At 39.9% G+C, this 24,867-nt stretch carries 17 protein-coding genes; 8 read left to right on the plus strand and 9 right to left on the minus strand.

Going from position 1 to position 24,867, the window contains the following annotated elements; genetic code table 11:
• Positions 1 to 158 precede the first annotated feature (158 nt).
• The 6 genes from NST93_RS12910 (at position 159) to NST93_RS12935 (ending at position 7,366) form a co-directional block, all read left to right on the plus strand.
• Positions 159 to 1,058 carry an SGNH/GDSL hydrolase family protein gene (locus tag NST93_RS12910; protein WP_405097659.1) on the plus strand — a complete coding sequence of 300 codons (900 nt, stop codon included), beginning with the start codon at positions 159 to 161 and terminating at the stop codon, positions 1,056 to 1,058.
• 7 nt (positions 1,059 to 1,065) lie between these two features.
• On the plus strand, positions 1,066 to 1,707 hold the full coding sequence (locus tag NST93_RS12915) for a YpmS family protein (protein ID WP_405097661.1): 642 nt from the start codon (positions 1,066 to 1,068) through the stop codon (positions 1,705 to 1,707).
• A 295-nt stretch (positions 1,708 to 2,002) separates the two neighbouring features.
• A complete protein-coding gene (gene fabF, locus NST93_RS12920; protein ID WP_405097663.1) occupies positions 2,003 to 3,235 on the plus strand; it encodes a beta-ketoacyl-ACP synthase II in 1,233 nt (410 codons plus the stop codon).
• A gap of 29 nt (positions 3,236 to 3,264) precedes the next feature.
• Positions 3,265 to 4,992 (plus strand): class I adenylate-forming enzyme family protein, encoded by a 1,728-nt coding sequence (locus NST93_RS12925; RefSeq protein ID WP_405097665.1) that lies wholly within the window; start codon positions 3,265 to 3,267, stop codon positions 4,990 to 4,992.
• Between the two features lie 30 nt (positions 4,993 to 5,022).
• Positions 5,023 to 5,484, plus strand: coding sequence for an acyl-CoA thioesterase (locus NST93_RS12930; RefSeq protein WP_405097667.1), 462 nt, complete (start codon positions 5,023 to 5,025; stop codon positions 5,482 to 5,484).
• A 259-nt stretch (positions 5,485 to 5,743) separates the two neighbouring features.
• Complete coding sequence (locus NST93_RS12935) at positions 5,744 to 7,366, plus strand: catalase (RefSeq protein WP_405097669.1); 1,623 nt, start codon at positions 5,744 to 5,746, stop codon at positions 7,364 to 7,366.
• 365 nt (positions 7,367 to 7,731) lie between these two features.
• Here NST93_RS12935 and NST93_RS12940 read toward each other — a convergent pair whose 3' ends face one another.
• The 4 genes from NST93_RS12940 to NST93_RS12955 are packed head-to-tail and all read right to left on the minus strand — an operon-like array spanning position 7,732 to position 11,206.
• Positions 7,732 to 8,604: a metal ABC transporter permease gene (locus NST93_RS12940; protein ID WP_405097671.1), complete on the minus strand. Its 873-nt coding sequence runs from the start codon at positions 8,602 to 8,604 to the stop codon at positions 7,732 to 7,734.
• Positions 8,601 to 9,521 carry a metal ABC transporter permease gene (locus NST93_RS12945; protein WP_405097673.1) on the minus strand — a complete coding sequence of 307 codons (921 nt, stop codon included), beginning with the start codon at positions 9,519 to 9,521 and terminating at the stop codon, positions 8,601 to 8,603. The genes NST93_RS12940 and NST93_RS12945 overlap by 4 nt, the downstream gene beginning before the upstream one ends.
• Positions 9,499 to 10,260: a metal ABC transporter ATP-binding protein gene (locus tag NST93_RS12950; RefSeq protein ID WP_405097675.1), complete on the minus strand. Its 762-nt coding sequence runs from the start codon at positions 10,258 to 10,260 to the stop codon at positions 9,499 to 9,501. The genes NST93_RS12945 and NST93_RS12950 overlap by 23 nt, the downstream gene beginning before the upstream one ends.
• Position 10,261: 1 nt before the next feature.
• Entirely contained in the window at positions 10,262 to 11,206 is a 945-nt protein-coding gene (locus NST93_RS12955; RefSeq protein WP_405097677.1) for a metal ABC transporter solute-binding protein, Zn/Mn family, read from the minus strand.
• A gap of 264 nt (positions 11,207 to 11,470) precedes the next feature.
• Between NST93_RS12955 and NST93_RS12960 the strand changes: the two genes are divergently transcribed.
• A complete protein-coding gene (locus NST93_RS12960) occupies positions 11,471 to 12,517 on the plus strand; it encodes a Gfo/Idh/MocA family protein (protein WP_405097679.1) in 1,047 nt (348 codons plus the stop codon).
• Between the two features lie 163 nt (positions 12,518 to 12,680).
• Here NST93_RS12960 and NST93_RS12965 read toward each other — a convergent pair whose 3' ends face one another.
• From NST93_RS12965 to NST93_RS12975, 3 genes are all read right to left on the minus strand, one after another.
• Entirely contained in the window at positions 12,681 to 18,038 is a 5,358-nt protein-coding gene (locus tag NST93_RS12965) for a Cna B-type domain-containing protein (protein ID WP_405097681.1), read from the minus strand.
• A gap of 853 nt (positions 18,039 to 18,891) precedes the next feature.
• Positions 18,892 to 19,875, minus strand: coding sequence for a helix-turn-helix transcriptional regulator (locus NST93_RS12970; RefSeq protein ID WP_405097683.1), 984 nt, complete (start codon positions 19,873 to 19,875; stop codon positions 18,892 to 18,894).
• A gap of 61 nt (positions 19,876 to 19,936) precedes the next feature.
• Positions 19,937 to 20,557, minus strand: a complete 621-nt coding sequence (locus tag NST93_RS12975; protein WP_405097685.1) for a hypothetical protein — start codon at positions 20,555 to 20,557, stop codon at positions 19,937 to 19,939.
• 234 nt (positions 20,558 to 20,791) lie between these two features.
• Here NST93_RS12975 and NST93_RS12980 point away from each other — a divergent pair, with 234 nt between their 5' ends.
• Entirely contained in the window at positions 20,792 to 22,411 is a 1,620-nt protein-coding gene (locus NST93_RS12980; RefSeq protein ID WP_405097687.1) for an ABC-F family ATP-binding cassette domain-containing protein, read from the plus strand.
• A gap of 106 nt (positions 22,412 to 22,517) precedes the next feature.
• On the opposite strand, the gene NST93_RS12985 is transcribed toward NST93_RS12980, so the two are convergent.
• Together NST93_RS12985 and NST93_RS12990 are read right to left on the minus strand one after the other, a co-directional pair.
• Positions 22,518 to 23,468 (minus strand): NAD-dependent epimerase/dehydratase family protein, encoded by a 951-nt coding sequence (locus tag NST93_RS12985; protein WP_405097689.1) that lies wholly within the window; start codon positions 23,466 to 23,468, stop codon positions 22,518 to 22,520.
• Positions 23,469 to 23,612: 144 nt separating this feature from the next.
• On the minus strand, positions 23,613 to 24,803 hold the full coding sequence (locus NST93_RS12990; protein ID WP_405097691.1) for a glycine C-acetyltransferase: 1,191 nt from the start codon (positions 24,801 to 24,803) through the stop codon (positions 23,613 to 23,615).
• Between the last annotated feature and the right edge of the window lie 64 nt (positions 24,804 to 24,867).

A 24,867-nucleotide genomic window follows, 5' to 3' on the forward strand; every position in this document is an offset into this window, starting at 1 on the left:
ATTCGTTTCTTTATTTCCCCTTTTTTTCCTTCTTCCCGTTCTGTTCCCGAGTTTAAGTTTCACTTTTTGTGATTACAATATTAGGGTAAACATTTTATGGTGACAAAACTGCTAGACATTTCTATACTAGAACTAGACTTAATATAGGTGTGATATAGATGAGGAGAAAAATATTTATTGCGATTTCCTTACTAACCGTGCTAGCAGCTGGGGTTATCTTTATGATAAGCAAGCAAAGTAAACCACTGGATCAGCCGTTAATCCCTCCAGAGGATGAGCACGAAGTAATGGTTGATGAATATGATATGAATGAAGATGAAACGATAGAGTCACAGGATGAAGATGAAAACGAAGAGAACGATAATAATTTTACTGATAGAATTTCAACAGCTATTCAGTCAACAATCAGTAAAGTCTTTCATCAGGAAGTAAATATTGTCGCAATCGGTGACTCTCTGACTCATGGTGTTGGAGATGCGAGCAGCGGCGGTGGCTATGTTGGCATTCTTGAGAGGTCCATTAATCAGAAGAAACAGGTCGCCACCTTTGAAAACTTCGGTGTGCCTGGGAATCGTACAGACCAGCTTTTAAAAAGGCTGGAACAAAAGGAAATTCAGGATGCCCTTGAAGAAGCAGACCTTGTGTTGGTTACTATTGGTGCAAATGATATTATGGAAGTTGCAAAAAGAAATATTACAAACCTGGAATTGGAAGATTTCGTTGCAGAACAAAAGTATTATGAAATGCGGCTGGGGGAAATCTTAGAGAAAATCCAGTCATACAATCCGAATGCCGAGATTTATCTGCTTGGTATTTATAATCCGTTCGAAAAATACTTCGGTGATATTGCTGAACTTAATATGATTGTTGATGCCTGGAATGATACAAGCAACTCAATTACACTGGAAATGGAGAATATTACTTTCGTTCCAGTAATAGATTTATTTAATGAAAGCGAAGAAAATATCTTTGCAGACGATAATTTCCATCCAAACTATCATGGCTATTATTTAATTGCAGAACGTGTTTTAGAATATATTTCAAATGACGAAGGATGACAAGACTATGTCAAGAGCCGAAAAAAATAGAGTGGCTGTAAAACCATGGCGCAAACGCTTTTTTATGCTATTGATTTTTAATATTGCTGTTGTTTTAGTATTAATCAGTTTGATTTTCTGGCCTGTTGCAGATTCAGACGTAAAACGTTATCCCATTGATTTGGAGCAAGCGAGTTCGGAATTCATCGTCCGTACATCGAAGCAAAATTTAAATAGCCTTATCAATGCATATATTAAGCAATTCACTGCCGGAACGGAACACCAATACCGGATTGAACTTGAAGAGGATGTCCATCTGATTGGAGAATTGCCCGTCTTTTCAACAACCGTTCCTTTATCTGTTCACTTCGAACCACTCGTTGTTGAAAATGGGGATATTATTTTGCAGCTGCGTTCCATTTCACTTGGACTTTTAGAATTGCCTAACCAAAAGATCATGGAATACCTTGGAAAATATTTACCAATGCCGGAGTGGGTTACTGTCAATCCGAAAGAAGAAGAAGTTTATATTGCGGTTACCGAGATGGATATAAAAAGTAACTTAAAGGTAGCAATTCAAACAATTGACCTTGAAGCAAATAATCTGGCATTTAAGTTTCGTGTCCCCTATGAAACGCTGGGAATTGACGCTTACGAGCCGATTCAATAAAGAGCAATATCTTGAAGAATAAAACTGACCGATTTAAAAGAGAGTTAATCCTGCTGCGCGTTGCAGTCGGTTAACTCTCTTTCTCATTCCGCCTTTTTCGCATTTAAAAAACATCCCCCATTCTATTCCCAACACGTATGAAAGATGGCATCAGGATCGTGTTTTTTTAAGATTTCCCAGCGCAATGCCTCTCCTTGGAATAAGATGCTGGATGGTGCCTCCATTCAAGATCTGAAAAATCAAATTTTACAGCAATTTGTGATAAGATAAAGTTAAATGGAAAGGGGGTTTTCTCTTGAAACGCAGGGTAGTAATTACAGGTACAGGTGTCATCTCCCCTCTCGGAAATGATGCAGAAACACTCTGGAACAATGTAAAGGCCGGGAATTCAGGCATTAAACAGCTTCAAACAGAGGACTTTGAAGACATCCAAACAAAAATCGCTGGATTTATTGATGACTTTCGAGGGGAAGAGTATCTCGATGCAAAAGAAATAAAAAGATATGATCCATTTACACAATACGGCTTCGCCGCTGCAATGCAAGCATTGAAACAGGCGAATCTAGATTTAAATAAGGCAGATAAGGACCGGATTGGCATTTATATCGGTTCTGGAGCCGGTGGTCTTGGAACGATATTGGAAAATCATAAACTATTGCTTGAAAAAGGCGCTAGACGTGTTTCACCATTTTTCATTCCCACATCGATTAACAATATGGTTTCTGGCCTGCTCTCCATTAAGACTGGTTTTCGCGGACCTAGTTTCTCTACCGTTTCTGCTTGTGCTACAAGTAATCACTCAATTGGTGAAGCCTATTTAAATATCGCACATGGATACACGGATGCAATCTTAGCTGGCGGTGCTGAGGCAACAATTAATCCGCTATATTTTGCCGGTTTTTCTAAAATGCGAGCAATGTCGGTACAAAATGATAAACCTCAACAAGCTTCTCGTCCATTTGATTTACATCGTGATGGTTTTGTCATGTCTGAGGGTGCTGGTGTCCTGTTTTTGGAAGAATATGAGCATGCAAAGCGACGCGGCGCGACAATACTCGGTGAAATTACTGGCTATGGCAGTACAACAGACGCACATCATATTACAGCGCCAGATTATCAAGGGGCAGCAAAAGCAATGCAGCTTGCAATCGAGCGGGCGGGAATTAAACCCGAGGATGTCGATTATATTAATGCACATGGGACAAGCACACCAGCTGGGGATATTTCTGAAACAAAGGCAATCAAAACTGTTTTCAAAGAGCATGCCTATCAAGTAAAAGTAAGTTCAACGAAATCAATGACAGGCCATTTATTTGGCGCTGCTGGGGCAATTGAAGCAATTATCACCTTAAAAAGCTTACAAGACGGCATCTATCCGCCAACAATTAATTTAGAAAATCCTGACCCGGAGTGCGATCTCGATTATGTTGCAAATCAAGCTGTTGAAGGAAATATCAAAATAGCATTATCGAACGGTTTCGGATTTGGCGGGCACAATGCAGTAATTGCCTTTAAAAAATGTGAATGACTTTTTAAAATTCAGAGGGGGAAACAACAATGAATTCAACCAAGCAAATCACACTGCAGCAAAGTGTATCTGAAAGAAGAAAAGCACTGGAAAGCCGTTTTCCAGTCTGGCCAAGGGATACAGTTGCAGGTCACTTCGCAAAAGCCTGTACAGCATATAAAGATCGGCCATACCTCTACATAGATGAAGAAATATTTACATATAAAGATATCTGGGACCAAGCAGTTCAATATGCGAAAGCTTTTATCAAGCTCGGTGTAAAGAGGCGTGACCATGTAGCAACTTTCATGGAAAATGATGCAGCCTTTCCATCTTTAATGATCGCATCCTCTCTAGTCGGTGCAGTATTGATTCCAATTAATTCGATGCTGAAGAAAGATGAACTGAACTATATTGTTTCACAATCTGATACACAATATTTAATTTTCCAGCAAACGAATAAAGAAAAACATCATAATAACATGCTCTCCGAATTACTTGTTGAATCTGATTTAAATAAGCTTGAGAAGATTATTTGTATCAACAACACTGAAACAGATGCTGTAAATGAACAATTTCTATTATGGGATGATTTTTTAGAAGCAGGCAGTACTGTTGCTGACCATGAGCTCGACAAGAGGCAAAAGGAGTCCAGCTACCCGGATGAAGTTGCAATTATTATGTATACTTCCGGCTCAACTGGAAGCCCAAAAGGTGTAATGCTGACAGATGATATGCTATTGCGTGCAGCCTATGGCACTGTGTTAAGCCGCGCCATTGAGGATGGCCGCGTAACATTTGCCCCGCTCCCCTTCTACCATTGCTTTGCAATAATAGAAGCGATTTTTGCAATGTCATTTGTCGGTGGATCATTTATCTCAGCATTCGCAGCCTCTCCACTCACTTCCTTGCAATTAATGGAGAAATATAAGGCGAATGATTATCTATGCGTGCCAACAACATTAGTCCCATTATTAAACCATCCACGTGTCAGTGAATTTGATTTATCAAATCTTTTCGCAATGTGGTGTGGAGCAGCCCCTGCCCCTATTCCAGTTTGGCAGAAGGCAATTGATGTCTTAGAATTAACAGAAGTTATTACTGGTTACGGTCAAACAGAGGTATCTTCATCTGGTGTGACAACAGAGATTGGTGACAGCTTAGAGCGCATCTCTACAAGAGTTGGCCGGCCGAAACTGAATGGTATCAGCGGCCTTGCAGAATTTCAGGGCAGCTCTGTTCAATATCAGACGATTGATCCAGATACTGGTGCTTCCTTGCCAGCCGGATCCATTGGCGAACTTGCAGTTAGAGGGAATACCGTTACACATGGTTATTATAGAAAACCGGAAGAAACAGCGAAAGCAATTGATAAGGACGGCTGGCTCCGTACTGGGGATGTTGGAAGGATTGATGAGGACGGCTACCTGCAAATTCTAGGAAGAAGTAAAGAAATTTATAAGGTTTCTGGCGAATTAGTATCGCCCCGCGAAGTAGAAATTGTTATTTCACGGCATCCCGCAGTCAGTCAGGTAAGCGTTATCGGTGTGCCCGATACACGGACAACTGAGATTGGAGCGGCTTTTATCGAATTATTAGATGGAGAAGATTGCACTCGAAAAGATGTGATTGAATGGTGTTCTTCCCGCTTGGCACGATTTAAAATACCGCGTCATGTCTGGTTTATCGAAGCAGCTGAATGGCCAATGACAAGCACAGGAAAAATACAGAAATTCCGCTTAAAAGAATTAGCAGATGAAATGATAACAAAGAAATAAATCAATACTGGTACAACTGGGGGAATAATCATGACAGCAGCCTGGCATCGGAAAATAATGCGTGTCCAATATAAGGACACAGATCAAATGGGAATTGTCCATCACGGAAATTATATTAACTGGTTTGAAGTCGGCCGGACCGAATGGATGAGACATCATGGGATGAGCTATCATAAAATGGAAGAATTGGGTCTCCTTCTTCCAGTAATGGATGTCAATGCAACCTATAAAAAATCTGCTCATTTTGATGATTGTGTTGCCATTTTTACTAAAGCAGCGAACTGCTCTCCTGTTCGTTTGGAATTCCAGTATGAGGCAAGGAGAATCAGTGAAGCGACTTATAATCAACTGGATGGGTCTGTGTCTGAGCCAAACGGGGAACTACTCGCAAAAGGTACAACAAAGCATATGTGGGTAAATCCAGAATGGAAGCCAGTCAGATTAAATAAAACCGCACCTGAGGTATATGCAATTCTTGAAAATCTAAATTAAATACCATTAAAAATGCTCTGAAAAAGTCAGAGCTTTTTTAATTACAACTTTGTCTGCCTCCCTGTGTTTCCCCAAGCTTAGTTTCTCTTCACTGGAGTTCAGTTCCAAACACCTCCTTCAGGCAGGTTAGCTTCTCATGCTCTCTGCCTTGGAGAGACTGCTCCAGTTAAAACTTGAGCTATAACTTAATCTTTCTGATTATTTTTTCCAAAAGCGGGCATTCTAAAAGTGGAAAATAATGAGGAATGAGGGATGAATAATGAGCAAAGAACCGAGAAATGAAGATTACCGGACACATAATGAAAATGAAGATACATTAACTACAAGACAAGGACATCCTGTTACAAACAACCAGAATCTCCGAACAATTGGGAACCGAGGACCTGCAGCACTCGAAAACTATGATTTCATTGAAAAAATCAGCCACTTTGACCGTGAAAAGGTTCCAGAAAGAATCGTACATGCACGCGGAGCTGGTGCACATGGTTACTTTGAAGCATATGGAACAGTTGGTGATGAGCCTGTTTCCACCTATACGAGAGCAAAGCTTTTCCAGGAAAAAGGCAAGCAAACGCCTGTCTTTGTCCGCTTTTCAACAGTTGTCCATGGTGTGCATTCCCCCGAGACAGTACGTGATCCTCGTGGATTTGCAGTGAAGTTTTACACAGAAGACGGGAACTGGGATTTAGTCGGGAACAATATTAAGATTTTCTTTATTCGCGATGCTATTAAATTTCCCGATATGATTCACGCCTTTCGTCCAGACCCTGTTACAAATATTCAAGACAGTGAAAGATTCTTTGATTTTTGTTCCAATTCACCAGAGTCCTTTCATATGGTGACTTTTATTTATTCGCCATGGGGAATCCCAGCAAACTATCGGATGATGCAAGGCTCTGGAGTGAATACCTATAAGTGGGTGAATGCGGAAGGGAAAGCAGTGCTTGTGAAATACCACTGGGAGCCGAAGCAAGGCATCAAAAACCTGACAACCAAAGAAGCACAGGACATTCAAGGAAAAAACTTCAACCATGCAACACAGGATCTATATGAAGCAATCGAAAACGGTGATTATCCAGAATGGGAATTGTTTGTGCAAATAATGGAGGATGGTCCGCATCCTGAATTAGACTTCGATCCGCTCGACGACACGAAACTATGGCCAGATGATCAATTCCCTTGGCATCCAATCGGCAAGATGGCGTTAAATAAAAATCCGGAAAATTATTTTAATGAAGTAGAGCAGGCTTCATTTGGTACAGGGGTATTGGTTGATGGACTAGACTTCTCTGATGATAAAATGCTTCAGGGTCGAACTTTCTCCTATTCTGACACCCAGCGTTATCGTACGGGAGCAAACCATTTACAGCTTCCGATAAATGCTGCCAAAAAGCGGGTCGCAACAAACCAAGAGGGCGGACAGCTGCGCTACTATAATGATAAAGCACCTGGCCAAAATCCACATGTAAACTATGAACCATCAAGCTTGGGCGGCCTAAAGGAAGCAGAACAAACCGGCAAGGAATACACCCCATATATTGAAGGGAACCTTGTTCGCGAATCAATTGACCGCAACAATAATACAAAACAAGCTGGAGAAACATATCGTAAGTTTGATCAATGGGAAAGAGACGAATTAATTTCCAATCTTGTCGGTGACCTGTCAACCTGCACAAAGGAAATACAGGATAAAATGATTGCATTGGCAGAAGACGCTGATGAGGAATATGGACGCAGGCTTCGTGAGGGACTTGCAGAAGCAAAGAAAACAAGCTCGACTGCAATGGAGACAGCCGAGGAAATGCATCCGCTTGGGGCACAGGATGCTGACAGGGCTGTAAAAGAAGCAGTTGATAAAGGGCATGATGCAGAGCCATATTAAAGCTCAAAGTTTGAACTCGCGGGTTTAGCTTTTAATCGATTTGATAAATCAAAGCGATAGACGAATTTTCTGATGCTAAACGGATGCGAGACAAAAGAAATAGAAATAAATTCAGAACAATATTTTCCAGTCACCAGCAGCCCGTTCACATTACACTTTCCGTGGGCGTGCTTGCTCCATGATGGATTTGGGTGCGATCGATCATATAAAAGCAGTCAAAAGTCTATTAAAAATCCGAACGAATTTGAAGCATCGTTCGGATTTAATCTATTCATATCTTCTAACAAAATTCAAAGATATAACTATAGGCATGTCAGCAGTTTCTATCAATCGCCAGTATTCGTTTTGCCCATCCTTCGCTTGTTTTAAACATCTTTTGCCACTCGCACTTGCTTTGAAATCAAGCCATGCTTTGGCGAAAATAAAAAACTAATCAGAAACACAAGACCAGTCGCAAATGCCATCGAGCCAGAGATCGATGTATCAATCCATTCTGCGATATAATAACCAGCAATTGCAGATATGACACCAAATGAACCACTTACTATCATCATAACTGACAGCTTATCTGTCCATAAATAGGCAGATGCCGCAGGAGTGATCAGCATCGCAACAACCATAATTGCTCCTACCGCATCAAATGAAGCAACTGTTGTAACAGAAACAAGCCCCATAAATAGATAATGCATAAGAAGAACTGGGATTCCAAGACTTGCTGCTAATGCAGGATCGAATGAAGTAATTTTCCATTCTTTATAAAAGGCAATGATGAAAAATAAAACAATAGCTAACACGAATAACAATAAGGCGGTTGCTTCTGGAATTTCCCCAATAAACGGCAATGAAATTGTATGAAAGGGAATAAATGTGATTTCTCCCATTAACGCATGCTGCACATCTAAATGTGCATTCCCAGCAGACGTTGCAATTAAAATAACTCCTATTGCGAAAAGCGTCGTAAAGACAATCCCCATCGCTGCATCGTGCTGGACCTGCAAGGTATGCAGCCACTGTACAAGAAAGGCGGTTAATACCCCTGCTAAAATCCCACCAATGAGCATTGCCGTCCCGCTTACTTCACGGGTTACAATAAAGGCGATGACAATTCCCAATAAAACCGTATGACTAATTGCATCTGCCATCATCGCTGTTTTCCGCAAGATGAGGAAAACACCAATAATGCCACAGGAAAGACCGACTAAAGCAGCTGTAAAAATAATCCACGCAGTATATGTCATGTTCTTCCCTCCCCCTGCTTGAATAGCTCCGTACGCTTCAGCTCTGACTTTTGCTGCAATTTAAATTGCAAATGGTTGATGAATATACCTTTTTCTTTTCCAAAAACGAGCGACAGCACGAATATAGCCGCCCCAACAACAACGATAAAAGGACCTGTTGGCAGCCCTTTCCCCAGGGCACTGATTAATGTTCCGCCAGCCCCCGCAATTCCGCCGAATAGAGCAGACAAAAGAAGCATCATCCAAAAGGATTGCGTCCAATAACGCGCACTGACCGCCGGAATAATGAGCAGTGCCGCCATTAAAATCACACCTACTGCCTGAATCCCGATTACAATCGTTGTTACAAGCACTGCAGTATATAACGTGTTCATCCCTTTAATCGAAAGGCCAATACCTTGTGCAAATTCCTGGTCAAACAAATATAATTTCCATTCTTTAAAACCAATAAAGACAATACAGACTACAATCATGGCTAAAACAAGCATCGTGATTACATCCGAACGAACCATCGCAGCCGCTTGCCCATAAATAAAGCTGTCCAGCCCACTCTGGTTTCCTCCAGCAGAGCGATTAGCTACTGTCAGCAGCATTACACCTAAGCCATAAAAGATTGCCAGCACCATACCCATCGCTGAATCTTCGGAGATTCTGCTTGAAGTTGTAATCCATTGAATAAAAAATGCACCAAGCAATGCACTAATCGCAGCACCAACGATAAGTGCAAGCAGATTTTTTTCGCCAACAATGAGAAATGCAAGAACAATTCCAGGCAATGCAGCATGGGAAAGTGCATCACTCATTAAATTTTGCTTTTTCCAATAGGCCATACAGCCAATTGTCCCAGCTGCAATCCCAAGGATCATCGTACTAAGCAGGACCCACCCTGTATTACTATTCCATAGAATGGACAGCATACGTACGCTCCTCTCCCATCCAGCGCATATTCCCTCCATAAGTCTCGGCAATATGTTCTTTGGTAAAAGTCTGCTCGGTTTTGCCATGTTTAATAATTGTACGATTTAATAATAAAACATGGTCAAAATAATCCTCTACAGTCTGCAAGTCATGGTGTACAACCATTACCGTTTTCCCGTCGGCTTTCAGTTCTTTTAATATTGTCATGATTGCACGCTCCGTAGCAGCATCCACTCCGGCTAGCGGTTCATCCATAAAGTAGAAGTCAGCATTCTGCACTAGTGCACGGGCTAAAAAAACACGTTGTTGCTGTCCTCCAGAAAGCTGGCTGATTTGCCTGCTGGCATAATCAGCCATCCCCATCTTTTCCAATGCCTCATATGCTTTCTCCTTATGCAAACGGGCAGGCCGTCTCAGCCAGCCAATCTGGCCATATAATCCCATCGTTACTACATCCAGTGCATCTGTGGGAAAATCCCAGTCAACGGATCCCCGCTGCGGCACATAGCCAATCCGCTTCTTTGCTTTACTAAATGGCAATCCAAAAAAGTGAACAGACCCTGTTAATGCGGGATGCAGATTTAGTATCGTTTTTAACAAGGTCGACTTCCCTGCCCCGTTCGGACCAACGATACCTGTTAACGAACCAGCATGCACTTCAAAATTAACATCAGAAAGTACGGTGTTTTTTCGGTATGAAGCAGATAAATTCTCCACCTGTAAAATTGGTGTTTCCATGTTACTCGGCACCTCCAGTCAATGCGTCATGTATCGTACCGATATTATGACGGTACATCCCTATATACGTTCCTTCCTTACTATCCGGTGCACCCATTGCATCAGAGAACAGCTCTCCTCCCAGGCCAACATCGACACCTTCACTCTGTGCACCTTCAATTACCGCTTCGATTGAGTTTGAGTTAATGCTGCTCTCAACAAAAATTGCTGGTACCTGATACGCTTTGATAATTTCTATCGTGTCATTAATATCCGAAATCCCAATCTCATCCTCTGTGCTCAAACCTTGAAGTCCAATCACGTCCATATCATGCATTCTGCCGAAATATCCAAATGCATCATGTGCAGTCACAAGCACACGTCCACTCTCCGGGATGTCCTTTAGCTTCTCTGCCTCTTCCCTTAATTCAGCTAATTCCGCAAAGTATGCTGCTTTATTTTCTTCAAAATAAGCTGCATCATCTGGGGAAAAAGCTATTAATTCCTCTACAGCTGCGTCAAGTGCCGCTTCCCATAAATCAATATCAAACCAGATATGCGGGTCAATTGCTCCATCCTCATCCTTTAATAGAACATCTTCGGATAGTGTATCTCCAATTGCAAGAACAGGTTTCGAGCCACTAATCGAATCGAACACCTTCACCATGTTGACTTCTAAATTCAAACCATTATAAAAAATAACCTCTGCTTCATCCACTTTCGCAATATCACTTTGCGTAGGATTGTATAAATGCGGATCAACAGACGGTCCCATCAAGCTTTCAACTTCCACAAGCTCTCCGCCAATTACGGATAATGGTTCTCCAATTTGAGCAATTGTAGTTAGAACCTTTATTTTACCCTCGGCTGAATCATCTTCTGACCCCGTTTCCGAATTACATGCAGCCAAAAGTAGTGCAACAACAACAAATGCCAAAACCCATATCTTTTTACCTAATCCTTTCATGTTGTCCCCTCCCTTTAGTTTTGCACATGGCAAACTTTATAATTGTTATGTCTAATTTATTCTTTTTATTAGCTAAAGTCAAGGATATTTTATAAAGCCTATTATTTTTACCTAGAGAAACATTAAACTTTATTTATCTGACAGTTTTCAAATTCAGCGACAAATCGGAAAAAAAGAATTAATATTAATAGTATGTTCCATACTGCATAAAAGGATTTCGACAAAAAACGTATCTATGCAACATCAACGCTTTAGGAGGATATCATGAATAAATTAAAAATGGGGATTATCGGAGTGGGTGGAATTGCTCAAGGGCGGCATATTCCAGCTTATCAGCAGCTTTCCGATACCGTAGAACTAACAGCTGTATATGATCTGAATTACGAGCGAGCAACTGAAGTCGCTGAAGAGAATAATATACCCTTCGTATTTAAAAATTATCAGGAATTATTCGCAGCAGTGGATGCAGTAACAATTTGTACACCAAATAAATTCCACGCAGAAATTGCCATCGCTGCCTTAGAGGCGAATGTTCATGTTTTATGTGAAAAGCCAATGGCAATGAATGTAGCGGAAGGTGAAGCAATGATTGCCGCTGCAAAAAAATCGGGAAAACTTTTATCCATTGCTTATCATTATCGCTTCCTGGAGTCTGCGATGCTGGCGAAAAAGGCTATGATTGATGTTGGCGATCCGCTCGTCACACGTATCCAGGCATTAAGAAGGAGAAAGGTCCCTGGCTGGGGAGTCTTTACAAACAAAGAACTGCAAGGTGGCGGGAGTCTAATTGACTTTGGTTGCCATTTCATTGACCTTGCACTTTGGCTGCTTGGCAGTCCAAAAACAATGAGCGTTGCTGGAAATACATATAATCGTTTAAGCAGAATGCCAAACCAGCCAAATGATTGGGGCGCTTTTGATCATAAAACCTTTGATGTAGATGATCATGTCACAGCTTATATCACGTTCGAAAATGGCGGTTCGATGTTATTTGAATGCTCATGGGCAGCTAATATCAAGGAAGATAAACAGCATTTGAGCATTTCAGGAACAGAAGGCGGAATAAACATCTTTCCTTTTGAATTTTACGAACCGCGGCATGGCAGCTTTTTTACTAGTGAAGTTGACGTGCAGGAAGACCATAATAAAGCTGGTTATCTCCAGGCAAAGAACTTTGTGGAGAGCTGCTTAGGAAAAACAGCCTTGGTTAATACTGCAGAACAGGCGCTGGAAGTTACTCGGATTATTGATATGATTTATCGGAGCAGTGAAGGAGATTCTCAGGGTAAAGTGGAGATTGATTTCTCTTAATGGAAAGCGAGGAGACCCTTTTTCGATCAATTGAATTTTATTAAAGTTCACAGCTGGAACGAATAGCAAAACAGTAAGCTTTAGCTTGCAGAAGCATGCACATATCCAGACAAAGGAAAAGGTCTCCAATCGCTCTTCGCGACTGAAGACCTTTTCAATTTACTTAGTTTGATTCTCTTTTTCTGCGATACAGTACGATTGCTGCTCCTAAACCTAATAATCCAATTCCTATCGCAAGGAGATTAAACATATCTGTAGCAGTTCTCGGCAATTTTTTGCCAGCAGCCTTCGAATCTGTTGATGTTTTATCTGCTTTTCCCGCTACAGCTTTGGTGCCCTCGTCTTTATCTGTTTCAGGATCCTTAGAACCTGTAACTGTTTCTTCAGCGACAAGCGTATTTGTAATGTTATACCCATCGATTGTTGCTTTATAGCCTTTTACCGCATCCTCACCAACCGTATAAGCAATTTCTTCTCCCGCATTATATTTCGGCAAGCCGGTAAAGCTGTATTTCCAGTTATCTTCCTCCGTTACCTCAACTGAGTCTGCCAGCTCACCATCTGCATACAGATTGACGGTGATTTTATCTGGTCGATGACCACTTTTATTATTGGCGTCTTTCCATATCTTGTCTCCGGCAATATCAATCGTTTCTGGAGTATAAGCATTTGTGATGATGATATTCCCATGATTTTCATCATTAACTGCTATTTTATATCCTGGTACTTCCGTCGTTTCAATTACGGAATAATTAATTACCTCTCCTGCTGCTTTTTCATCAAGCATTGTCCACGTATATGTCCAATCATTCTCTTCTGATAGTTCAACTGGGTCACCCTGCGCTTCCCCATCAGCAGTTAATTGCACTTCAATACTATCTGGACGGATACCATCTTGATTATTGGCATCATCCCAGTGCTTTGTTACCGTTACACTCGTTTTCCCTGGAGCATAATGGTTTGTAAGATCAGAACCATCTATTTCCGTTGTGTAATTTTCTGCCGTATTCTCAGTAACGGTATAAACAATTTCTTTACCAGCTGCATTCTTCGGCAGGTTTACAAAGCTGTACTCCCAGTTGTCTTCTTCCGTCACTTCAACTGAATCAACGAATGCTCCATCTGCTAAAAGATTCACTGTGATCGACTCAGGACGCACACCATCTTGGTTATTCGCATCATCCCATGTCTTTATTCCAGAAAATTCCGTCACTTCAGGGTCATATTTATTTGTAATCGTAAAGTCACTGATGATTGTCTCATAGCCTTCAACCGGTTCTTCTGTGATTGTATATTCAATTTCCTTACCATCTTTATATTTATACAGGTTTTTGAAACTGTACTGCCAATTATCTTCCGCAGATACTTCCGCTGTTTTCACTTGTTCACCATCTGCCAGGAGGTTGACGATAATGGATTTTGGACGGATGCCATCTTGGTCATCACCATCATCCCATGTTTTTATTACCGGGATATCTACTAACTCTGGCTTGTGGCTGTTTGTAATGTCAAAGCCATCAATCACAGTTTCATAGTTTTCTACAGGATCCTCCGTAATCGTATAATTGATTTGTTCCCCGTTCTTATATTTCGGCAGATTTGTGAAGCTATAGGTCCAGCCTGTTGCAGCAGTTACTTCCGCTGATTGCACAACTTCCCCATCTGCTAAGAGATTTACGGTAATTGACTCTGGACGAATCCCATCTCGGTTGCCTTCGTCTTCCCATACTTTTTTGCCGTTAACACTTGTCAGCTCACGTTGATTTTCTACTCTTATTAATATTGGCTCTTTTTCTTTTGCACCAACTTCCACGACATATCTTTCTTCACCCGGTTCATAACCAATTGGCACTTCTGTTTCCACCAGGTAGTAGGTGCCTGCTTCTTGCAAGTTTTCAAAACGAATCTTTCCAGCTTCATCTGTTGTTTGGGCAGCTATTAATTCATCACTAGAGTTATATAATTCGAATGTAACTCCTGGTATGACTGCTCCTAAATCATCGACCTTTTCTAATTCTATTGCAAAAACAGGTTCATAATTTTCTACGGTATAAGCATATTCAATTTTATCTGTTTCTGTATTATAAGCTTTATCAATTGTGATGATTTGCCTTTCTTCTGGCGTAACAAAGCCGTCTGGTACAACACGTTCATGCAATTCATAGTCACCAAATAATAAACGTCCAAAATCTATATGGCCATTTTCATCTGTTGTTCCTGACTTTAATACTTTTCCAGTATCTGGATCGATTAAGTCAAATACTGCTCCGGCAAGCTTTTCATCCCCGCCATCTGTTGTATTTATTTTATCAATAATAAGGTAGCCCGCTTCACCTGAACCACCGCCTGAAGATGTCTGGCGAATCGTTACGGTACTGCCCCCGTCTGTCTTGCCATCTTCGATAATATTGTCGCCAGTTATTTTATAAGTGTTTGTAACCTCACCATTATGCTTCTCAAAGAACAATGTTGAATATTCAACGATAAACGCCCGTTCCACTGTTTCCTTCCACGCAATCGTAAACGTCTGTTCTCCCGGTGTGTGGATAAGTTCATATTGATCAGAAGGAACTTCTTCCCCCTTGCTTGCATTCCCATTTCTATCAACAGATGCATGGTATACTTTAATTGTATCTGTCAAATAATCCTGATTTTCAGAAATGGTATCTTCAAGTTTCAAGTTCGTAATCTTTTGTTGTCCCAGGTTCACATTTACAGACCAATGGACTTGCTTCCCGTCCTGGTAACCAGCCTTTTCACCGTACGTATCTGTTTTCGCTATTCCAACTCTAGCATCAATTTCAGATTTCACATCTGTTCCATCGAATACTTCTGCTTTGTTAACATATTCTTTTTGAATATCACTTAATCCAGCAAGCGATGTTTTATACTCAATTTTATAGGCTCTATTTGTTTCACCAATTGCGACTTCTAAAGTATTTGCTGCTTTATCAATGCTTACAATACTTGAATCTAATCTTTCACCCTCTGTGATATGGCCATTTTCTCCTATCGCCAACTCTGTTACCACAACAGAATCATCAACAATCTTTTGATTGCCTTGAGGTGCATCCTTCACTACTAAATTATCAAATTGACTTTCACGATAGTTTGTATAGATGGTCCATGTAATCTCTTTTGTTTCTGGATTATAGGATCCATTTTTCCAGTGACCTGTCCGCGTCTCCCAGTTTAGTTCTGTTCCTGCTAAAACGTCTCTTGTAATGGACTCATCTCCACCCTCTGGAGTCCATGTAATTGCAGCTTTATTTGTCGGCCTATGATCTGGTACAAGATTTGCGTCAAATGTTGTCTTATAACTGATTTCAATTTTTTTATCTGTTTTAAATTCCTCTGGAAACTCAATTGTAAATGGATTATCACCTGTAAGTGTATAATCACCCGTATATGCTTGCCCATCAAGGGTTATTTCAATTGAATCCTCGATTAACGTTAAGCCGCTGCCCAATGTGTCTGTAATACTGATTTTCTCCATCGGGTACTCATCATGGTTGACCTCTATTTTCCACTCAATCGTTTTGGCTGCATAGTCAATTCTGCCAGCTGATTTTGAACCATAATAGATGCCAACTTTTGTACCAGATCCGTCTGACTCTGTGCCAAATCCTGCTGTATTCACAACTTCAAATGGATCTAATACACGATCTTTTACTTTTGTCTGATATGTTATCTTATATGCTTTATCCGTGGTAATACCAGTAACTTCAAATCCGTCAGTTCCAGGAACAAGGACAGCTCCTTCAGGCAGTCCGGTATTGCCAGTCTCATGGGCATTCCCGTGTTCATCAACTTCTACTTCTTTAAATAGCAGACTGCCTTCGACTAAGTCTAATAAACCTTCTGGGGTCCAGGAATCTTTAAGAATAACATCTGTTAAATCCTTTTGATTAAAATTAAATTCAATTCCCCATTCAATAATCCCTGTTTTAGGATTATAGCTTTTAGCTGCTTTCTTTTTGATTGCTTCTCCACGGTCAATTGTAATTGTTGCATCTGCTGAAACATCTTCAAGCTCTTGATCTGAAAGTACAGCATGATTTTTAAACCGCGTTTCTTCATCGTCTGTTATCGTTGTTACATACTCAATTCGATAGGCATCTTTTATATCTCCAAGCGGGATTGTCAATACCCCTTCAGCAACGGTTTCGCCCGTTATATCAATTTCTTCTCCATCACCTAATATATTTCCATATAAATCTACTATTAATTTAACAGCTTTTAAGCTGCCTTCTTTATACTCCGTACCTGCAGGAAGTAAATCCAAAACTTTTGCATTCGTTAAAGAGGTTTTATTCTTATTAATAATTACCTCCCAACGGATTTCATCTGCATTATGTCCCTTATTTGGTGTTCCCTTTTTCTCAATTGTTTTCTCTTTACTTCCTGCATCGATTGGGATTCTAATTTCTCCCTCTTCACCAATTGGGGTAATAATCACTTCCCCGTCCTCAACTTCAACATTTTCTTCGTCCAAAGTTAAAATCATTTCCAACCAGCCTTTGACATTACTATGTGTCTCCACATAATCTGTAAAGGTTAATTCCACCTTTTTATCTGTTGAAATGATATAGGTTGCTACAACGAGCCCTGTTTCATCTTTTAGTTCCCCGCTCATTTCTTCCATTATCTTAATTGCATTTGGCAAATCAAATATTACTTTGTCTCCAGCTGTATAGTTATGTCCATTTTCCAGGAACCATTCCAACTCCAGCCAGAACTCAGCTTGAGGGTTTAGAAGGTTTTCCTCGGTAAATGGATTCCCATCCATATCCTTTACTTTACCTAATTCTAAATTAAATCCATGCTTTGCTTCATTTTGAACGGCAGCTTTCTCCGTTTCTTCTGGTTGTTTATTTTCTTCAGCATTTTCCGGTTTGGATGCTTCCTCCGTATCTGCAGCATCTTCATTCGCTTCTTCCTCTTCTGCTGCTACTTCCGATTCTGCTGTTTCAGTATCTTCTTCAGAATCGGAACCTTCCTGTTCTTCCTCATCCTCTACCGCTTCAGTTTCTTCCTCTTTCTCAGGTTGATCAGCTTCTGGTTCTTCTTCAGCTGCTTCTTCCTGCTCTTCAACTTCTGCTTTTGCATTTAAAGTAAACGATCCATTGGCTTCTGGATATTCTACAGCAGCTTCGTTAAATGTTACAGTAACTGTACCATCTACCGTTGCGGTGTATGTACCCACCTCTTCATCTTTGCTTACTAACTTCCCTGTCTGTTCCTTTTGAATGCTTAAAACAGGTGTAAGTTCGATTGTTGCTGAACTTCCATTCTCGACCGTTGTGTTCTCAACAGACCAATCAACAAGCACACTCACATCTGTTGATTCATTGAGGTTTGCTTCGTTTAATACTCCACCCGCTTCATCCAAAAGAGTAACATTTCTAATAAAACTCTCTTCTGATCCTGCCGCATTCATCTGGGCAGGAAGTGCAAAGCTGCTTGTTAGTGTCTGAAGAAGCAAAACAAACACAAACAAAATACTTAACTTTCTGCTCATTCCCCCATACTCCTCTCTATAGTGTGATTTTCACTACAGATAAGTATATGTACCGTATCTAAACAAATTCTGTACAAATGTAAATTTTTACTTAAAAAACGGACTTTTTTTAGGAATATAGTACTTAATTGTGCGAAACTCTATGTCTGTTATGGAACTTTTTTTATTTACAAAATAAAAAGGAGGCGGAGACAAAAGAAATTTAATATATTAAAAACCGAACGATACCTTCGTTCGGTTTTTATATAGAGTGCTGATTAATTTAGTTCAGAATAACTTTTTCCCTAGAGATACCGGAAATTTGAATAGTCGTCATTAATAAGGTAGTGCATAGAAAATATAAAACTGGACTTCGAAAAACTGTCTTTGATACGTTTTCCCTCTGCCCGAAGAAATCAGGATTGTTTTTTAACTGGTCGTGGGAACTCTTCTCTAAGCTTGTGGGAGCAATATAAGTGGTCAAACTGTCTATGAGAACTTCTCTATAAGACAGTAACAGCTAGATAGGTGGTGAAACTGTCTATTTGAATCTCTCTATACGACAGTATCAACAAGGAAAATGGAGAAACTGTCTATTAGAACCTCTCTAAAAGACAGTAACAGCTGGAAAAATAGTGAAACTGTCTATTAGAACTTCTCTATGAGACACTACCAGCTAGATAGGTAGGGAAACTGTCTATGAGAAAGCCAGCTGTCCCAGAAAAACAGCGTTACTCTGAATTAAAATTATCAGCAGTTTTTATCAACTGTTAAAAGTTAATATGAGATGCTTTCTATTTTATAATGTTCGGCTTTTGTATAATTGGCATTCGTTAGGTCTCCGTCTCCATTCCTTCCTATTCCATTTTTATCTTTACTCATAAACTTCCATCATCTGCTTTATTTTTTCATGCACACTTTCAACAAGATGCTCAGGTGCCAGAACCTTTGCTTTATTCCCCCAGGTCAGAATCCAATTTATTAGACCATCCGATAGCTTTGCTTTTGTTGTTAAAATAAAGGAATGGTCATCTGTTCTCCGGATATCCACCTCATGACCAAAACGATCAAGAACAACATTCACTAAATCCATATGAAATTGAATCTTAATGCGAATTTCCTCTCCTGCAAACATATGAAAGCTTTGATTTATATAGCTATGTAAATCAAAAGGCTGTTTTACAAATGTTTCATCACTGATTGAAATATTGCGAATACGGTCCAAACGGTAGTGACGGAGCTCACCATTGTCCAAATATCTTGCTATTAAATAATAGAAATCATTTTGCCAAATGAGTCCGTATGGCTCAATACGGTAAATTGCTCCATCCCGATTAAATGCAAATTGTTTATCCACATTATATTTTCCGTATTGATACGTTATAATTTTCTGCTCAGAAATAGCCCGATGAATATAGTCGATGTTCAATTTGACGAGCTCGTAATCCATATTTGCTGATTGGCTAAAAACAATCGGATTTGGCAATGACTTTGCGATATGCTTACTCGTCAGCTTCTTTACCTTTTCGATCAGATTATTCTTTTCCTTATCTGTAATGAATTTTGCTGAAAGAATTGCATCAATGATTAACCGCAGCTGGTATGTCTCAAATATTCTGTTTTGATGGCTGTAAAGAATTTTCCCGCGCTTTCCTTTGTTGCGAATAACCTCAAAGTCCATTGTATCTAGAAGCTCTATATCACTTTTAATCGTACGTTTATCAAAGGTTGCATCCGGAAAGATGCTTGTCAGCTTTTCAATCATTTCACTCATGCTTAAATCATGATTATTCTCGTCCGTTTCCTCAAACAGAATCTGGCGCACCATAAGTAATCGTGCGTTATTCTCTACTTCCATGAAGATTTCCCCCTAGAATCAAAATAAAAAAAGAGCCTATACCTTCAGTATATGGCTCCTATTATTTAATAACAAATCGTTTGAATTTATTAGATATATAAAAAATAAATGATTGCTTTTGCACTGTTTTTTCACCAAGTACGAGCTGCTTGACTGGATCTGCACGATAGTCTTCCAGCTTCCCTCGATAGATTAATTCAATATTTGGATGACTGCGTATATCACCAGGTGTAATAAAATACACCGGTTTATCAAAAGTAAATTGATTTGATTCCTGAATTACAGTTGCAACGAACTGGGAGCAAAATAATGCTGCCTTCCGTTTGATTTTAACCTTAAACAATACACCGAACAGGCCAACAAAGTTATAGCGGTACTCATGCTTTCTTGCTTCGATTTCTTTGATTTTAGCCATCATCCGCTGATAATCCAACTCACTAATATTCTGGCGGTATATAGCACATTCCGCACGTGACATAAACTCACTTTCGATATCTTCATGTACAAATCCGCCAATAAATGGATTTTTCGGCCGTTTTCTGCCGAAGCTGTACAATGTATTAAAATCCTTACTGAATGAAATCGACACGTGATTCAATTCCTGCTTTGTAAAGTAGTTTATCAGTTTGGATAAATAGGTTCCTGTATCAGTAAAAAGGAAGTATATCTCTCTTTCGTTCACTCTTCTTTCCTCCTTTCACCGCTTAAAAAAGAATAAGCTTATCTAAATATTGCACAAAAAACAAGTTTAGCCAAGCGGTTTTTTATGATTTATTAAATCTTTTTTTCTTTTTTTATTATTTCTTCGTAAAGCAGCCGTCAAATCTATATTTTAAGCGGTTTTTACATTGACGAATCAAGCTAAATAACGTAAGCTTACGTTGATTACTTTAATTTATTGGAGGATGCAATAAGCATGATAAATGTTACAAATGTAAGCTTACGATATGGTGATAAAAAGCTATTCGAAGACGTTAACTTAAAATTCACTCCTGGTAACTGTTATGGAGTTATTGGCGCAAACGGTGCTGGAAAATCCACTTTCCTTAAAATACTATCTGGCGAAATCGAGCCACAAAGCGGTACGATTGCATTATCACCTGGTGAGCGTATTGCAGTACTCGAGCAAAACCACTTCGCATATGAAGAATCTCCTGTGCTTGAAACAGTTTTAATGGGCCATAGTAAATTATACGAAGTAAAGCAGGAAAAAGATTCAATTTATATGAAGGAAGATTTTTCTGAGGCAGATGGCATTCGTGCAGCCGAACTTGAAGGCGAATTCGCTGAGATGAATGGCTGGGAAGCTGAATCAGATGCAGCAATCCTCTTAAAAGGACTCGGAATTCCTGATTCTCTTCACGATAAATTGATGTCTGAACTGACAGAAGATCAGAAGGTAAAGGTTCTATTAGCTCAAAGTCTATTCGGCAATCCTGATATTCTTTTACTGGATGAGCCGACAAACGGGCTGGATATCCAGGCAATCCAATGGCTTGAGGAATTCCTGATTAACTTTGAAAATACAGTTATTGTTGTTTCACATGACCGTCACTTTTTAAATAAAGTATGTACACATATTGCAGACGTTGACTATGGCAAGATTAAGATTTTTGTTGGAAACTATGATTTCTGGTACGAATCAAGTCAATTAGCTGCACAAATGGCTTCAGATGCGAATAAGAAGAAGGAAGAGAAGATTAAAGAGCTGCAAGCATTTATCGCACGCTTTAGTGCAAATGCTTCGAAATCAAAGCAAGCAACTTCCAGAAAGAAAATGCTGGATAATATTACACTTGACGATATTCAGCCATCTTCCAGAAAATACCCATATATCGCTTTCACACCTGAACGCGAAATTGGAAATGACCTGTTGCGTGTAGAAGGTTTAACGAAGAAGATTGGGGATAAAGTTGTTTTAAATAATGTCAGCTTTACGGTGAACAAAGACGATAAAATTGCTTTTGTTGGCCGTGATGATATTGCTAAAACAACCTTGCTGAAAATCCTAATGGGTGAAATGGAGGCTGATTCCGGCTCATTCAGGTGGGGTGTGACAACATCACAATCTTACTTCCCTAAGGATAACTCAGAATACTTCGAAGGAAATGATTTAACTTTAGTAGACTGGCTTCGTCAATATTCACCTGAGGACGAAACAGAGACATTCCTTCGTGGATTCCTTGGAAGAATGCTATTCTCTGGTGAAGAAGCACTGAAGAAAGCGAGCGTTCTCTCTGGTGGCGAAAAGGTTCGCTGTATGCTGTCTAAAATGATGCTGTCAAGCGCAAACGTGCTTCTGCTTGATGAACCAACGAACCATTTGGACCTTGAATCAATTACAGCTCTAAACAATGGCTTGATTAAATTTAAAGGATCCATTCTATTCACTTCGCATGACCATCAGTTTGTTAATAGTATCTCTAACCGTCTGATTGAGATTACACCAAAAGGCATCATCGATAAAGAGATGAGCTATGATGATTATACACGTGACACAAAACTGCAAAAAGAAATTAACAGCATGTACGCGTAATCCCGCTGCGTGCGATACGACACCTTCCATAAGCTGTCTATACATTTCTCAGCAGGTATAATAAAAAACGTTCCTCCGAGTTTGAGGAACGTTTTTTCTAATTCTATTATTGCTTTATTACTTTTGCCTGGAGCTTCTCCAGCATATCTGCAGTCATTGTATCCAGATCATAGTTAAAGGAATAGTTCCATTCCATAACTGCTGCGGAAGAATCCATTCGGTTCGGCCAGCTGTCGGCAATTTTTTGACGAATTGGATCTACATCATACTTAATTGTAAATTCAGGCTGGTGCTTTTGAATCGCCTTCGCAAAGTCTTCTGGTGCTGCAGAGATTGCTGAAATATTAAATGCATTGCGGTGTATAAGTTTATCCGAATCTGCCTCCATTAAATCAATAATCGCATTTAGTGCATCAGGCAGATACATCATATCCATATAAGTACCTTCTCCTATATAAGATGTATATGTTTTATTTTTAATTGCTTCGTAATATATTTCCACTGCATAATCTGTTGTGCCCCCGCCAGGCAATGTTTTGTATGAAATCAGGCCTGGAAATCGGAGTCCTCTTGTATCGACACCAAATCTCTGATAATAATAATCACATAAAAGCTCACCAGCTACTTTATTCACACCATACATTGTTGTTGGACGCTGTAATGCTTCTTGTGGGGTTTCATCTTTTGGTGTAGATGGACCAAAGGCGCCAATTGAACTCGGAGTAAAAAACTGGAGTCCCAGTTCTCGAGCAACTTCCAGCGCATTAATTAACCCGCCCATGTTTAAATCCCATGCCAATTTAGGTGCAGCTTCAGCTTTAGCTGAGAGTAATGCAGCAAGATGCATAATGGTGTCCACATTATATTTTTTAGCTAAGTTATACATGTTCTCTGCTTTCCTTACATCACATGTTTCAAACAATTGCTCCATTGATCCATCTTGCGCTTTTCTAATATCTGTAGCAATGACATTATCTTCACCATACGTGTTTCGCAATTTGGTCACCAGTTCTGAACCAATTTGCCCACATGCTCCTGTCACAAGAATTTTTTTCATAGCCACTAACCCCTTCTCTCATTTCAAAAGCTATCTCTATATTTTATTTATGAATGCGGCAGAAAATCCTTATCTGGTAAAACTTACTTTCAAAGTTAAATAGATAAGGAGTCTGCTGTGCTTTTTTGATTCATTCGCTGCAGATTAGATTAGTCCCATTTCCTTGCCGACTTTCTTATAAACAGCAATCGCATTATCCAGCATTTCCTTGGAATGTGCTGCAGTTGGCATATTGCGCACGCGTCCAGTACCTCGTGGAACTGTTGGGAAAACAATTGATTTTGCATAGACACCTTCGTCAAACAGGCGTTTACTAAATTCCTGCGCTTTCTTCTCTTCGCCAATAATTACTGGTGTGATTGGTGTTTCACTGTCGCCAATGTCAAAACCTGCATCCTTTAAGCCAGCTTTCAAGTAATTTCCATTTTCCCAAAGCTGTTCATTAAGCGCTTCGCTTTCCATCAGCATTTCTATTGCTTTTGTACTTGCCGCAGCATCTGCAGGTGAAACCGCTGTAGAGAAAAGAAATGGGCGCGAGCGCACCTTCAGCCAGTCAATAAGATTCTTCCTTCCAGCTACATAGCCACCAATAACCCCAATCGCCTTTGATAATGTACCCATTTGGAAGTCAACCTTATCCTGCAGACCAAAATGTTTTACTGTACCTGCACCTTTTCCAAGCACACCAGAACCATGGGCATCATCAACGTAAGTGATAAGATCGAATTCCTCGGCAATCTCTACAATTTCTGGAAGCTTTGCAATATCCCCATCCATAGAAAAGACCCCATCTGTAATGACCATGATTTTGTTATATTGGCCTGATTCTGCTGCCGCTTTAGCTTGCCTGCGTAAATCTTCCATATCAGAATGTTCATAGCGGATAATCTTTGCTTTTGATAAACGGCAGCCATCAATAATCGATGCATGGTTTAATGCATCGGAAAGAATAGCATCATTTTTATCCATCACAGCTGAAATCGCTGCCATATTACAGTTAAAGCCAGATTGATAGGAGATTGCTGCTTCTGTTCCTTTAAAAGCTGCAATTTTTCTCTCAAGTCCGATATGTAAATCAAGCGTGCCATTGATTGTGCGGACAGCACCTGCTCCAACCCCATGTGTGTCTACCGCTTCCTTTGCTGCTTGTTTCAAGCCCTTATCTGTCGCTAAACCAAGATAGTTATTTGAAGATAGATTAATTAACTTTTTGTCACCAATTTGAATAACAGGACCATTTGCGCCTTCTACTGTCTCAATTTCATTATATAAACCACGATCCTTTAAATCTGCAATGTTATCATTTAAAAATTCCTCTAAAATCGTACTCGACATTTCAACTTCCCCCTTAATAAAGTTAATGATTGCGCTTACATCATTTCAAGTTTAACATATTCAA

The sequence above is a fragment of the Oceanobacillus sp. FSL H7-0719 genome (assembly GCF_045040795.1).
Taxonomy (GTDB): domain Bacteria; phylum Bacillota; class Bacilli; order Bacillales; family Amphibacillaceae; genus Oceanobacillus.

What these genes read in the sequence shown, in the direction of transcription:
- NST93_RS12915 (WP_405097661.1), top strand. Translation starts at nt 1,066, where the DNA reads ATGTCAAGAGCCGAAAAAAATAGAGTGGCTGTAAAACCATGGCGCAAA.
- NST93_RS12950 (WP_405097675.1), bottom strand. Translation starts at nt 10,260, where the DNA reads ATGGAAACACCAATTTTACAGGTGGAGAATTTATCTGCTTCATACCGA.
- NST93_RS12935 (WP_405097669.1), top strand. Translation starts at nt 5,744, where the DNA reads ATGAGCAAAGAACCGAGAAATGAAGATTACCGGACACATAATGAAAAT.
- NST93_RS12955 (WP_405097677.1), bottom strand. Translation starts at nt 11,206, where the DNA reads ATGAAAGGATTAGGTAAAAAGATATGGGTTTTGGCATTTGTTGTTGTT.
- NST93_RS12985 (WP_405097689.1), bottom strand. Translation starts at nt 23,468, where the DNA reads ATGAAAAAAATTCTTGTGACAGGAGCATGTGGGCAAATTGGTTCAGAA.
- NST93_RS12930 (WP_405097667.1), top strand. Translation starts at nt 5,023, where the DNA reads ATGACAGCAGCCTGGCATCGGAAAATAATGCGTGTCCAATATAAGGAC.
- NST93_RS12925 (WP_405097665.1), top strand. Translation starts at nt 3,265, where the DNA reads ATGAATTCAACCAAGCAAATCACACTGCAGCAAAGTGTATCTGAAAGA.
- NST93_RS12965 (WP_405097681.1), bottom strand. Translation starts at nt 18,038, where the DNA reads ATGAGCAGAAAGTTAAGTATTTTGTTTGTGTTTGTTTTGCTTCTTCAG.
- NST93_RS12990 (WP_405097691.1), bottom strand. Translation starts at nt 24,803, where the DNA reads ATGTCGAGTACGATTTTAGAGGAATTTTTAAATGATAACATTGCAGAT.
- NST93_RS12940 (WP_405097671.1), bottom strand. Translation starts at nt 8,604, where the DNA reads ATGACATATACTGCGTGGATTATTTTTACAGCTGCTTTAGTCGGTCTT.
- NST93_RS12970 (WP_405097683.1), bottom strand. Translation starts at nt 19,875, where the DNA reads ATGGAAGTAGAGAATAACGCACGATTACTTATGGTGCGCCAGATTCTG.
- NST93_RS12980 (WP_405097687.1), top strand. Translation starts at nt 20,792, where the DNA reads ATGATAAATGTTACAAATGTAAGCTTACGATATGGTGATAAAAAGCTA.
- NST93_RS12960 (WP_405097679.1), top strand. Translation starts at nt 11,471, where the DNA reads ATGAATAAATTAAAAATGGGGATTATCGGAGTGGGTGGAATTGCTCAA.
- NST93_RS12945 (WP_405097673.1), bottom strand. Translation starts at nt 9,521, where the DNA reads ATGCTGTCCATTCTATGGAATAGTAATACAGGGTGGGTCCTGCTTAGT.
- NST93_RS12910 (WP_405097659.1), top strand. Translation starts at nt 159, where the DNA reads ATGAGGAGAAAAATATTTATTGCGATTTCCTTACTAACCGTGCTAGCA.